The sequence below is a fragment of the Silvanigrella aquatica genome (genome assembly GCF_001907975.1).
Lineage (GTDB): Bacteria > Bdellovibrionota_B > Oligoflexia > Silvanigrellales > Silvanigrellaceae > Silvanigrella > Silvanigrella aquatica.
Map to the genome: position 1 here is coordinate 1,979,564 of NZ_CP017834.1, position 11,955 is coordinate 1,991,518.

Annotated in this window: 12 protein-coding genes; 5 read left to right on the plus strand and 7 right to left on the minus strand. The window is 34.7% G+C overall.

Annotation, left to right across the window (positions count from 1 at the left end):
• Window positions 1–75 precede the first annotated feature (75 nt).
• Both AXG55_RS08170 and AXG55_RS08175 read left to right on the plus strand, forming a co-directional pair.
• Window positions 76–1,734 (plus strand): hypothetical protein, encoded by a 1,659-nt coding sequence (locus AXG55_RS08170; protein WP_148697633.1) that lies wholly within the window; start codon window positions 76–78, stop codon window positions 1,732–1,734.
• A gap of 91 nt (window positions 1,735–1,825) precedes the next feature.
• Window positions 1,826–3,949 (plus strand): asparagine synthetase B family protein, encoded by a 2,124-nt coding sequence (locus tag AXG55_RS08175; RefSeq protein WP_148697634.1) that lies wholly within the window; start codon window positions 1,826–1,828, stop codon window positions 3,947–3,949.
• A 5-nt stretch (window positions 3,950–3,954) separates the two neighbouring features.
• Here AXG55_RS08175 and AXG55_RS08180 read toward each other — a convergent pair whose 3' ends face one another.
• Window positions 3,955–5,100 carry a PilZ domain-containing protein gene (locus tag AXG55_RS08180; protein ID WP_148697635.1) on the minus strand — a complete coding sequence of 382 codons (1,146 nt, stop codon included), beginning with the start codon at window positions 5,098–5,100 and terminating at the stop codon, window positions 3,955–3,957.
• Window positions 5,101–5,169: 69 nt separating this feature from the next.
• Between AXG55_RS08180 and AXG55_RS08185 the strand changes: the two genes are divergently transcribed.
• A complete protein-coding gene (locus AXG55_RS08185) occupies window positions 5,170–5,841 on the plus strand; it encodes a MarC family protein (RefSeq protein ID WP_148697636.1) in 672 nt (223 codons plus the stop codon).
• Between the two features lie 510 nt (window positions 5,842–6,351).
• Window positions 6,352–6,774, plus strand: coding sequence for a hypothetical protein (locus AXG55_RS14855; protein WP_233231447.1), 423 nt, complete (start codon window positions 6,352–6,354; stop codon window positions 6,772–6,774).
• Here AXG55_RS14855 and AXG55_RS15155 read toward each other — a convergent pair.
• The 3 genes from AXG55_RS15155 to AXG55_RS08200 form a co-directional block, all read right to left on the minus strand.
• Entirely contained in the window at window positions 6,677–6,886 is a 210-nt protein-coding gene (locus AXG55_RS15155; protein WP_148697637.1) for an IS3 family transposase, read from the minus strand. The two genes, AXG55_RS14855 and AXG55_RS15155, sit on opposite strands and share 98 nt — an antisense overlap.
• A gap of 39 nt (window positions 6,887–6,925) precedes the next feature.
• A complete protein-coding gene (locus AXG55_RS08195) occupies window positions 6,926–7,513 on the minus strand; it encodes an IS3 family transposase (protein ID WP_148697638.1) in 588 nt (195 codons plus the stop codon).
• 124 nt (window positions 7,514–7,637) lie between these two features.
• Window positions 7,638–7,817: a transposase family protein gene (locus tag AXG55_RS08200; protein ID WP_148696755.1), complete on the minus strand. Its 180-nt coding sequence runs from the start codon at window positions 7,815–7,817 to the stop codon at window positions 7,638–7,640.
• Window positions 7,818–8,073: 256 nt separating this feature from the next.
• Between AXG55_RS08200 and AXG55_RS08205 the strand changes: the two genes are divergently transcribed.
• Window positions 8,074–8,862 carry a substrate-binding periplasmic protein gene (locus AXG55_RS08205; RefSeq protein WP_148697639.1) on the plus strand — a complete coding sequence of 263 codons (789 nt, stop codon included), beginning with the start codon at window positions 8,074–8,076 and terminating at the stop codon, window positions 8,860–8,862.
• A 16-nt stretch (window positions 8,863–8,878) separates the two neighbouring features.
• On the opposite strand, the gene rlmN is transcribed toward AXG55_RS08205, so the two are convergent.
• From rlmN to AXG55_RS08220, 3 genes are read right to left on the minus strand one after another with little or no spacing between them, the layout of a single operon-like run.
• Window positions 8,879–10,000 carry a dual-specificity RNA methyltransferase RlmN gene (gene rlmN, locus AXG55_RS08210; protein ID WP_148697640.1) on the minus strand — a complete coding sequence of 374 codons (1,122 nt, stop codon included), beginning with the start codon at window positions 9,998–10,000 and terminating at the stop codon, window positions 8,879–8,881.
• A gap of 9 nt (window positions 10,001–10,009) precedes the next feature.
• Window positions 10,010–10,912, minus strand: a complete 903-nt coding sequence (locus AXG55_RS08215; RefSeq protein WP_148697641.1) for an alpha/beta fold hydrolase — start codon at window positions 10,910–10,912, stop codon at window positions 10,010–10,012.
• Window positions 10,913–10,925: 13 nt separating this feature from the next.
• Window positions 10,926–11,867 (minus strand): ribose-phosphate diphosphokinase, encoded by a 942-nt coding sequence (locus AXG55_RS08220; RefSeq protein ID WP_148697642.1) that lies wholly within the window; start codon window positions 11,865–11,867, stop codon window positions 10,926–10,928.
• Window positions 11,868–11,955 lie beyond the last annotated feature (88 nt).

The following is an 11,955-nucleotide window of genomic DNA, read 5'->3' on the forward strand; positions in this document are numbered from 1 at the left end:
TACTCCGTTCGACAATCTTGTTTCGACACGGGAACACAGGGTAACACTAACTTATGGTCAGGAGTCAAGATAACAATGAAGAATCTGCGCAATCAATTTCAAATGAGTGCAGAACAGCAATCTACAGATGGCATTGTGTCTCATATGTTGATGGGTTTTGTGGAAAGAAAAATATCTCCACAGACAATCGCCGACGTTCTGCGTGCCCAAATTTTTGAATCCCATGTCCCTGCTCACCTTTTAAATACAGCAACTTGCAACGGTATTCTAGAGGCTGTGACCCAGGCGACTTCCACAGAAGATTGCTGTGACCTTGTTTTTTATTTGGCAACACACCCTCAGTTTCCTGAGTTTTTGTCTTTTAAAGCGGCATCAGGTTCGTTAAGAGCATTATTAAGACATTTGCAAAAAAATATGAACTATGATGCTCAAAATAACATTAAAATTGATACGTTAATCGAAAGTTTATCGGAAAAAATTCTGTCTTTTTTTCACGCTAGAAAACAGGTCGATCTAGATGATAAAGCAACTTTAACTGTTTTAATTAAAACAACCAACCCTATTTTAGCGAAGTTAATGAGAAACTCTGCTTATTTTCAACAATTACGTTTTATGCTCATGTCGCCTAACGATTATATTCATGACACGACTGTGGCCACCGTAAGACCCGAGCCCCTAGAAATGATCAATATTATTTTAAAAGCTTCGGACGATCATCTCTTACGTAATGGTACTTTTTACTATAAAACAAATCCGACTAAAAATGGAACTTCAGGACGCATCAAACATTTAAATACTGTTTTAGAATTATTTAAAGCAAATAAAACAACAGAATTTAAAATTGGATTTATAATAGAATGGTTATTCGAAAAAGCCTTAGTGGAAGCAATATTACATGAAGAAAGCCATGAAAGTTATGTCACATCCATAAAATGCGCTGCTGAAAACGCAAGTTCACAAATTCAAATTTTTCGCGGTCTTATTCGTGCTATTCAAAAAGATTTTTCTTTTTTAGCCTCTCATCCTATGCAAAAAATTCAAGAAAATGCACCCAATTTACTCGATCAAGCAATGTCTTTAGCACAAAATATATTCCCCATTTTAGTTACCTTAACTGAAAAAGATAATAATTATGTGTCGAAATATATTGCCAATTGGGCTGTAGAAATGCCTTTGCAAAATGAAGAAAGTCGCTTTTTTAAACGCTCCCAATGGCGCTGGATCCGTACCTTAGCCGCTCATCTTTGGGACGCCAGTCTACGAGAACCACCGCAATGGGTTGTGGAAGGAGGAAGCAACTATTGTGCTACTATTTTTCAATCGGCTCCTGCACTCTGGTTACAAGAATATTCCTTTAATTTGCTAGAAAAAGTGTATCGAGAAACTCTGCAAGAAAATTTCGAACCCGCTAAACCTCACTATGATTATGTTGAATTTCTTGCGCGTTCTATGCGAAAAAAGTCACCTTTTTTCGCAAGTAGAACCGAATCCTTGTACGCTCTTCATCTGCTTTCACGCTTAACGCGTACCGAGGCACTGCAATACGCCAGCGCAGAAGCGCGCTTTCAAGCTCAATTAGCAAATATGGGTTCACAACAAGAAATTTCTGCTGAATTCGCACTTTGGAAAGAAATCATATTAAATCCAAATCTTGAAAATGATCTCGGCAATAATCCCGTTACCAGAGCTCTCTCCGTTCTTGCGCGCCTTTCAAGAGAAACTGCAAAAAAATAACATTGCCAAAACAATTCCTAATAAGTAAACTACATATAGAAACTTAAAAAATTATCGATTTATCAATAAATTTTTCATAAAGTGAGTCACTATGTGTGGTTACGCAGGAATTATTTATACTCCTTCCAGTGTTTATTCCTTAAATTCAAATTTTAAAGAAAAGTTTTATTCTAATGCGGCAAAATTAAAGCATAGAGGCAATGAACCTATGCGTAAGGTTGAACTTGAAAATATTCTGTTAACTCATTTTCGATTGTCTTTTTTAGATGTCAAATCAAATATTCAACCTATGTTAAGTAAAAATAAAAAATGGGTTATTGTATTTAATGGCGAAATTTATAATCATAATATCATTCGTAAAAAAATTACTGCGGAGCAGGGCTATCAATTTGCTACTAAAACCGATACAGAAACTTTACTTGAAGGTTTTTTAAACTACGGTCTTGAAATAAAAAAATATATTGAAGGGGAATATAGTATTGTTATTTGCAGTACAGATGCCTCAGAAATGATTGCCATGAGAGATCCTTTTGGCGTTAAGCCTCTTTTTTTAGCTCTTGAAGATGTGCCCACCAACGCATTTACGGTTGCAAAAGAATCTTATGTTTTTAAAACAAAGTCAATTCAATTTGCAAGTGAAATGAAAGGTCTTGTCATAGATAAAAAATGGGATCGAGAAGGATTTTTAAGGCAATTTGTTGGACTTTACGAACCTATTCGCACACCATTTCAAAATATTATTCAACTCCCACAAAATTCTTTTTTATATGCAAAAAAACAAAATGATCATTATGTGGTAAAGTTACAGCTTACCAAAGCCCCTATTCGATCTTCTCAAGTAGAAAAAGAGCCCAGTCATAATGAAATATACGGCGAATTTTCTAAATCACTTCACAAAGCGGTCGAACATCGCATGCTTTCCGAATTGGAATTAGGTGTTTATTTAAGTGGTGGCATAGACTCTAAAGCAGTTGCCTTTGAAGCAGCTCAATATAATTTAAAACACAAGCCTAAACAAAATATACAATCTTTCACCATCAGTTTTCAGCATGATGAATACAGTGAGTCAACAGAAGCTTTATCTTTTGCAAAAAAAATGTGTTTAACACCCCACATTTGGAAAGTGAGCGATGAAAATTTAAGTTATTCTTATAAAATTGCCGTTTATCATTCTGAAAATGTACAACCTTATACCAACGGAGCCGGCAAATGGTGGCTCAGCAGGTTTGCGGGACAGCATGTAAAAGGCGTTTTAACAGGCGACGGTGCCGATGAATTATTCTGTGGTTATCCAAGCTTTCGTTATGCAAGTTGGTGGAAATTCGCATTACACAACCGACCTGAAAAAAATGTATTCGATAAAATAAATACCTTACCTATTGGAAATAATTGGCGAGACACTGTTTACTTAAAAAAGTTTGCCAGCAATGAAAAAGATCCTTGGGCGGCAGGCTCAAGTGCAGAAGGAAGTGGAGAAGATTTCATTGACAGTTTAAAACTATGGGGAATTCCTCATCCTTTATTTGGTCAAATTAGAACGATCACTTACGCATTAATGGGTTCGGAAGAAGGATTAAAATGGCTCACCGAACAAAAAGAATCTATTGTTTCTTGGTTTTCATTTGGTCTGCAAAAAGATGAAGAATTTTTAATCGATCCTAATAATAGTTTAATTCTTTGGCAAAATTATTTTTGCAAGACCCATTTACCAGTTCAAGTTTTAAACTGGGTGGGTGATCGTATGGAAATGGCAAATACGATAGAAGGACGAACTCCTTATTTATCTAAAGAAATGGCTCATATTGCTGCAAAACTTAAGGATAATCTTTTAATTCGGGGTTTTGAAGACAAATCTATTTTAAGACGCAGTTATCAAAAAAAATTAGGGCAATTATCTGCTATGGTACCCAAAAAACAATTTGGTGCGCCATTTTTATTTAATGATAATAGCATTAAAACTTATCAAGAAAAAATTATTGCAAAAGCTAATGAAACAAAATTATTTGAAACAAAAAATGCTTTAAATTTATTTGAATTTATGCGAGCAGAGCACCTTAAGAAAAAAACAGCTCCTCATACCTTGGCACATTTAAATGCAGCATATCAGACTTTAATATGCTTTACGGAAGTAGACGATAGTATTATTAAAGGAATAATTCCTGAAAGAGATTTTGATTTAGAAGAAAAAGTCATTCGCAATCAAAAAATTATTTAAAATATTTATTTTTTCGCATTTTGATCAGCACAGTCTAAAGTAACTATCACTGTAGAACTTATTGAATTGAATTCAAACTGAATTTTAGCATTATGAGATTTTAAAATAGGTTGAATTTTATCTTCAATTAAAGATTCTATAAAAAGAGAAGCCCCACTTGGAATACAAGTAAAAATAATATCTACATTTTTCTTTTTACTCGCATTAATTGCAATCATGCAATTTGAACCTTTGATATCCCGCATAGGATGAACTAATTCATAAATAAGCAAAGTAAAGACACTTAATATTTGTGGACTGCGACATAAAATTGATATTTTTTCTTCATGAGGTAACAAATAAATTTCAGTAACCGTTTTTGATATTTTTTCTTTAGCAGCTCGCACAGATTGACTTAAAATATCATTTAAATCCTCAATTTTAAAAGCAGCAAGCTCAATTTGACGCGTTCTCGTTTCATTAATTAAGGGCACTAAAAACTGAACATATTTTTCACGTCCTTCCGTAAATTGAATACCACATCCCATTTGCTCTCCCACTTTTGCTTCCTTCCGAACCCAAGCAACACGCCCTTTCCCTTCCAAGGCCTCTGTTGCTGAAAACATCAGACGAAATTCAACAATACCACCCACTTCAGGAAAATTATCGGTTAAAGCCGCAAAAAAGCCGCCAAAGCTGATATTAGTTGAAAAAGTAGAGATCACTCTTTGAGAATCTGGCAATTTGAGATTTAATCGCGACGTCAGATCGATACGCTCGTCCAAACGCTTGGTATAGCCCTCTTTCCTAGAAAAAACAGCATCTTCCACTGAATAATATAAGGATTTTATCTGAAAAGGTTTTTTAAAAAGAGCCCAGCAGCTCATCGCAATAGTCACTTCAGGAGTTAAAGTGCTTTGAGGATCGGCAAGCAATATGGCAACAGGAGGCGTTTCTTTACCTGAATCGCTCTTCAAAGCATCATAAAAATCAAAAAAATTGCCATCAGATTGAATGTGGTCGGCTACAATAACATCGGGTTTTTCTTTTTTGCACAAATCACGGGCTTCTTTCAAAGAAAGTGACTTAAAAATATCATAACCTTGTTGCTTAAATTCAGAACAAATTGAATTAACGAGATCATTATCTTGACTCACAGCAAGAAATTTCACTAGTATCCTCCCTTGCAAAGCCTCAAATTGTTAGCTTTGCCGTACTCAAATCATGATAGGAACAGACTTATGGATTTCATCTCTTTTTTGATGGATCAAAACTCAACTATGGGCGCGTCCCTATCTTACCTTTTTAATACCTTCATTTCTGTTTTTGTGATGGTAGACCCATTTGCCGCTATACCAGTTTATCTCCTTCTGACAGAACGTTTCACCCCAAGTGATGTCAAAAAAACAAGACGCAAAGCGATCTTAATTGCTTCGAGCATTTTGTTAGTGTTTGCCTTCACGGGAATGAGTATTTTAAATCTTTTTGGTATTTCCATATCAGCATTGCGCATCGCTGGCGGAATTTTGTTACTTCGTTTCGCTCTTGAGCATATGATGGGCTCTTCTGAAAAAATGAAACATGACGAAGAAGACGAAAGCAGACTAAAGGATGATATATCCGTAGTTCCTCTCGCCATGCCCTTACTCGCGGGCCCTGGAGCGATTTCCACTATTGTTGTGCAGTCTACAGAAGCACATAATTTCCTTTATTATTGTCTCCTAGTTATAGCGATCATACTCGTTATGTTTGTTACAGCATTAACCTTAAATTACAGCCAGTATTTATTTCGTTTATTGGGTAAAACAGGGTTAAATTTAATGGGACGCATTATGGGTATTCTCATTGCAGCCATTGCTATAGAATTTGTAATTAAAGGATTAAGCGAAGCTTTTCCTGGATTTCTAAAGTAAAAAAAATTACATTTTTATTAAAAATTAATTAAAATTAAATTAACTATTTATGGTCACCTTATTATTACAACAAAAAGACTACAATCGTTATTTAATAGGTAAATCTTTGTAATTTTTTGACAATAAATGAACATATCCTTTCAAAGCGAATCCGTTATTATAAATGCATAATTGAGTAAACTTCCCATAAATAATGTGGTAGCTAAAAAACCATGTAGTGAATTTTTTTTATTCAACTACATATGACTCGTTTTTTGAAATAACTTATAATATTTAAGACGAAGCTGAGACTGATATTGGCACATTCTAGCTTTAATTTAAAAAGACATTTCCAAATTAAATTTTATCTTAATATTTAAAAAAATCAATAAACAAAATTACCAATAATTTTTATAAATAATTGAACATAAATACATCGTAATTTATTGAAAACTAATTTCATGAATTAACATGAATAAAAAACATTTATTATTCAAATACAAAAAAAATAATTCAAATAATAGTATTTTTATGGTAAAATTAATTTTCATATTTCTAATTATTTTTTATTCATTTAATATTTTTGCTGCAAATATTCCTGTATATGACTGGAGTTCGATTGATCAAGCTGACACAGAATTACCTAGAAAATATAATCTTTCATTGAGCAGTGGCTATTCACAACTCGTTATTAGTGGAATTTATTATAATGGCTATAATATTTTTACAGATTTGTTAGTTCTGCTAAGCAAACGCGGGCTCATTGGATTTGGTTTCCGTTATGAAAATACTTCTTCAACCTCGGGAGCCTTACAGGATCCGCAAGCGTTTGGTGTGATCCCCGAAAAGTGGACGATTAAATTTCATAATTCTTTTCATATTCTAAAGGTGCAAGATAATCAAGTGCAGAGTGTGCACGAATTCGATTATAAAATACCTCTATGTATTCTATAATCGAAGATTTTGCTTCTTTTCTGGTAAGAAAATTGCATCGATATACCAATTCTTTTTTTAAAGTTGAAAAAAATGTTTCTGTAATAGAATTCTCATAGCAGCTATTGCTCATGCTTTGATGAAAATGATTTAATTTTAAATATTTTCTAACTTATTTGCTTGAATATTGCGATCCTTTGTCACTATGAAAAATTATTCCATTTGGAAAATGAGACCTTTTTTTGTATGCCATGTTTAGCGAATTCAAAACAATTTCTCTTTTTAGATTATCTTGCATGCTCCAACCAATGATTGCTCTTGAAAAAGTATCCAATATTATACACAAATAAACCCAGCCTTCTTTTGTTGGAATATATGTAATATCGCTGGTCCAAAGTTCGTTGGGCTTATAGGAAGTAAAATCTCCTGAAATTAAATTCGGAAAATGCATTGCTTGCTTATCAACCTTTGTTGTTGTTTTAAATTTAGGCTTGCCGACCCCATTCAGATTTAGTTTCTTCATAATCTTGGATATGCGTTTTTGCCCAACTTTAATAAATGATTTTTTAAGAGCGGATAAAATCCGCCGTCTTCCATATGTACCTCTTGAAGAAGTATGTATTTTTTTTATTTCTTCTTCAAGGCTAAACTCAAAGTGATGATTTTTATCTTTACACTCAAACCATTTATAAAATCCACTCTTAGAAACGCGCATAACTTTACAGAGCAAATATACAGGATAATTTTCCTTCTCTAGCATAACAAACTCGAATTTTAATCGAGCTGTTTTGCAAAGAAGGTTGCCGCCTTTTTTAGGATTTCATTTTCCTTTTTTAAAAGTTCGTTTTCTCGCTGTAGTTTTTTTAATTCATCAGGGTTTTTCATTAAAAATTTAACTTATTTTTATCTCCAATAGAACGATTCCAACTATTTAGAGTGGGGTAAGATACTCCAAACTCTCTAGCTATTTGAGCCATGTTTTTAGGACTATTTTCTAAAACTTCAAGAACTTGGTTCTTAAACTCAAGAGAATATTGACTTTTAACTGATTTCTTCTTTACCATTGGACAACCCTTCTATATGAACGCCTAAGTTCATAGCACATTGTCCACCAAAAGGAATCACTTTAAGGTTCAGGATTTAATATTCCAACTAGTATATCGATATTAGAAACGATATCACAATAATAATTAGAATTTATTTAACGCAGAATGTAGATGAATTTAAATTCTATGTTAACTTGCCAAAAACCTAACACTTTCAAAATTATAAAATTAATCATGCTAAATTCATTATTGAAACATTAAAGGAAATCCAAAAATGAAATCAACTTTTCATAACTTTTTAAAAAATGTATTTTTATCTGCCACAATGCTATTGCCCATTACAAATGCACTTTCGGAAGAGCAAAAGGTGATCCAATTTGGCAGCGACTTTTGGTGCCCCTATACCTGTGACGAAACAACAAGCCAAAAGAAGGGTTACGTTGTCGACATGGCAGAAGAAATATTTGCAAAGCACAATATTAAGTTTAAATATGTTGTACTCCCCTGGGCACGGGTTTTAAAAGCAAACGAAAAAGGGGAATTAGACGCTATGGGTGCGGCTTACAAAGAAGGACGTGAAGATAAATATATTTTTCCTAAAGAAGATTTTGGTAAAAGTTTAAATAAATTTTACGTATTAAAAGATAACAAATGGAATTATAAAGATCCCGAATCCCTCAAAAACATTACAGTAGGCCTGACACTCGGATATGTTTATGGCGGGGAAATAAATACGATAAATAAATATGCAAAGCAAGTTGTTCCAGCCGGTGGTGAATCTGTATTTGAAAAAAACATAAATAAAGTATTAAATAAACAAATAGATGCTACTATTGAAGAAAGCATCGTAGCAAATTATACTCTTAAGCAAATAAAGTTAAATGATAAAGTCAGAGAAGCAGGAAGCATAGGAAAGAAAACAGGAATTTATATAGGTTTCCCTAAAGTGTTACCTAACTCTGAAAAATATGCGAAAATGTTATCCGATGGCATTATTGAACTCAAAAAAACCGGAAGATTCAAACAAATATTGAAAAAATATGATATTAAAATTGAAAATTGATAAAATATTAAATTTTTTAATTTGAAGAATTGCGTTCCGCAAGGTATTCACGTCTTCGTGCTAAGGCCACTGTACGTGGTGGCAAATTGATTTCTTCTTTTCTTTTCGTAGCAAGTTGTCCACAGGCAGCACTGACATCTTGACCTCGGCTATAGCGCACGGGAGCGGGGATAGAGCGATCAGACAAATATTTTTGAAATTCGCGCATTTGATTAAAATCGGTTGCAACCATATTCACAGCGCCAGGGTGTGGATTCATGGGAATTAAATTGACTTTTGCTTTCAAGCCATGAAGAAATTTTACTAATTTTTTAGCATGAGCAATAGAATCATTAGTTCCTTGAATCATGACATATTCAAAAGTAATACCGTGTCTTGTTTGCACAGGGTAATTGAGTAACGCTTTTTTTAATTCCTCTAAGGAATATTTTTTATTTACAGGCATCATACCGGAGCGTTGCGCATCATCAGCGGTATGTAAAGAAATCGCTAAGGCAACTGGAACATCGTTACCTAAACGCATAATTTCAGGAACAAGTCCTGAAGTAGAAACAGTTACTTTATGTTTTGATAGAGCAAATAACTTAGGATCAATAAAGGCCTTACAAGCATTTATAACATTGTTATAATTATCGAGTGGTTCACCCATTCCCATAAAAACAATATTAGTCACTTTACGATTTAAAATATTTCTTTCAACCAGACGCATATTTGCAATAACAACTTGGACTAAAATTTCACCTGTTGTTAAGTTACGAGTTAAACCCATTTTCCCTGTTTGGCAAAATGTACAAGCCATTCGACAACCAACTTGACTGCTTACACATAAAGTAACGCGATTATCCGAAGGCATAAGAACACATTCCGCAAAAAGCCCGTCGTGTAACTTCAGTAATATTTTCTCACTGCCATCATCGGAAGGTAAAATGGTATCAATTTTTGGCAAAGACCAATTAAAATCAGCCGCTAATTTTTCACGCAAATGCTTGGGAATATTCGAAAACATTTCAGGAGAAAATTGATGACGAATATATAGCCAATCCATAATTTGACGACCACGAAATGGTTTATCACCCTGTGAAACAAACCAATCAGACCAATCTTTTTCATTTAAATGTAAAGCATTTGCTTGCGACATAACGACCTTTTACTTTAAAAACTCACAAATATCGTTTGCAAATTTTTCCGGTTCTTCGATTAAAATAAGATGACCCACTTCGGGGTAAACAACAAGAGAAGAATGAGCAATATTGTTACTTAAATAATGCGCGTTTTCAAGAGGAATGATTTGATCTTCATCGCCCGAAACAATTAATGTTTTTGCCTTAATTTTTGCAATATTTTCAACACCATCAAAGGTAGATGAAGCTAAAAATTGAGTTTTTGCGGACTCATTCATTTCGCCTGTATTCGATTTTACAAGTGTTTTACACATCATATCAAACAATAATGTGGATGATTTTAAAAACCGTGCACCAAAGTAACGTTCCATGTGTTTCTTTGTGGAATCTAAATTTTCATAATGATTTTTATATTCTAAGGAAGAAGGATCCTTAACTGCAACAGGCCAAGTTCTGCCCAGTCCACCTGCCGTAGTACTGACTAAAAACAGATTTTCCACGTTTTCATTACCTGCTGCCAAGGTTTGGGCAATCATACCCCCCATACTGATACCAAGTAGTGAAAAATCTTTTAAATTCAATATTTTACAATAGAATGCAGCCAATGCTGAAACATCTCTTGCCATACGAATCACAGTTAAAGGATTGGAAGAGCTTACGGTCGTCTGTCCACAATAGCGATTATCTAAAGCGAGGGTTGCCGTTTGAGGCGAAAGTTTTTCTATCTTTTTACGAAAAGCACGAAAATCCATGCGATTTCTTTGATATCCGTTGACTAAAACAAGAAGTTTTTCGCAGGGAGCCTTGGCGGATTGAAAATCGAAGGCAATTTGTGCGCCTTCGAAATCAAGAAACTGTACCCCTTCCCCTTGGTGCAGGGGCTGCTCAAAAAGAGAGGAAGGGAATGAAGAAAATTGAAGATTTTCCACTGTTTTGAGTGCCTTATATAAATAAAGAGCTAATGGAATCCGAGTTGTGAATACGACGGATGGCTTTTCCAAGCAACTCAGAGACACTTAAGACTTCAATTTTAGAACATTTTGAGGCTTCTTCAGAAATAGGAATGGTGTCTGTGATAAATAATTTTTCAATACAACTGTCATTAATACGATCTATAGCAGGCCCTGAAAGCACGCCATGAGTTGCGGCGGCATAAACTTTTAAAGCTCCATTGTCGCGTAAAACGGCAGCGGCAGAAGTCAATGAGCCTGCGGTATCGCAAATGTCATCAAACAAAATAGCGGTTTTCCCTTTAACATCTCCAATTAAATTCATAACTTTGGAGTCTCCTGGACGATCGCGGCGTTTATCGACTATGGCTAAACCACAACCTAGAAACTTCGCAACGGCACGCGCTCTTTCAACGCCTCCGGCATCGGGTGAAACCATAATCGGATTTTCAAAGTTCATTTTCGCAAAATGTTCTACAAACACAGGTTTGCTATATAAATGATCGACAGGAAGGTTAAAAAAACCTTGAATTGCACCCGTGTGAAGCTCAATGGTTAAAATGCGATTGACGCCTGAACTGACAAGTAGATCGGCGATTAATTTTGCTGTAATAGGTGTCCGAGGTGTGCTTTTCCGCTCTTGGCGGCTGTATCCATAGTAAGGAATGACTGCTGTAATTCGTTGCGCACTGGCACGTCTTAAAGCATCAATCATAATAAGGAGTTCCATGACATTTTGATTAGCGGGGCTACAGGTCGGCTGGATGATGAACACATCTCGTCCCCTCACATTGCTCTCAATTTCAATACGGGTTTCCCCGTCTGAAAAACGACCAATGAGAGCTGTCCCCAGGGGAGTATCAAGGTATTGACAAATTTTATTTGCTAAATCACGATTGGCATTACCGGAAAATATGAGAAGTTCGCTTTCCATAAGTTTAACCCATTAAAAAGAGTAAAAGGCCACAAGACCCTTTTTGTCTATCGAGAAAAACCCACAAAAGCAACCAGAAAACAAAAAA

Excerpts from the sequence above, each read along its gene's own strand:
- AXG55_RS08170 (WP_148697633.1), top strand. The coding sequence starts at position 76 with ATGAAGAATCTGCGCAATCAATTTCAAATGAGTGCAGAACAGCAATCT.
- AXG55_RS08175 (WP_148697634.1), top strand. The coding sequence starts at position 1,826 with ATGTGTGGTTACGCAGGAATTATTTATACTCCTTCCAGTGTTTATTCC.
- AXG55_RS08185 (WP_148697636.1), top strand. The coding sequence starts at position 5,170 with ATGGATTTCATCTCTTTTTTGATGGATCAAAACTCAACTATGGGCGCG.
- AXG55_RS14855 (WP_233231447.1), top strand. The coding sequence starts at position 6,352 with ATGGTAAAATTAATTTTCATATTTCTAATTATTTTTTATTCATTTAAT.
- AXG55_RS15155 (WP_148697637.1), bottom strand. The coding sequence starts at position 6,886 with ATGAGCAATAGCTGCTATGAGAATTCTATTACAGAAACATTTTTTTCA.
- AXG55_RS08195 (WP_148697638.1), bottom strand. The coding sequence starts at position 7,513 with ATGCTAGAGAAGGAAAATTATCCTGTATATTTGCTCTGTAAAGTTATG.
- AXG55_RS08200 (WP_148696755.1), bottom strand. The coding sequence starts at position 7,817 with ATGGTAAAGAAGAAATCAGTTAAAAGTCAATATTCTCTTGAGTTTAAG.
- AXG55_RS08205 (WP_148697639.1), top strand. The coding sequence starts at position 8,074 with ATGAAATCAACTTTTCATAACTTTTTAAAAAATGTATTTTTATCTGCC.
- rlmN (WP_148697640.1), bottom strand. The coding sequence starts at position 10,000 with ATGTCGCAAGCAAATGCTTTACATTTAAATGAAAAAGATTGGTCTGAT.
- AXG55_RS08220 (WP_148697642.1), bottom strand. The coding sequence starts at position 11,867 with ATGGAAAGCGAACTTCTCATATTTTCCGGTAATGCCAATCGTGATTTA.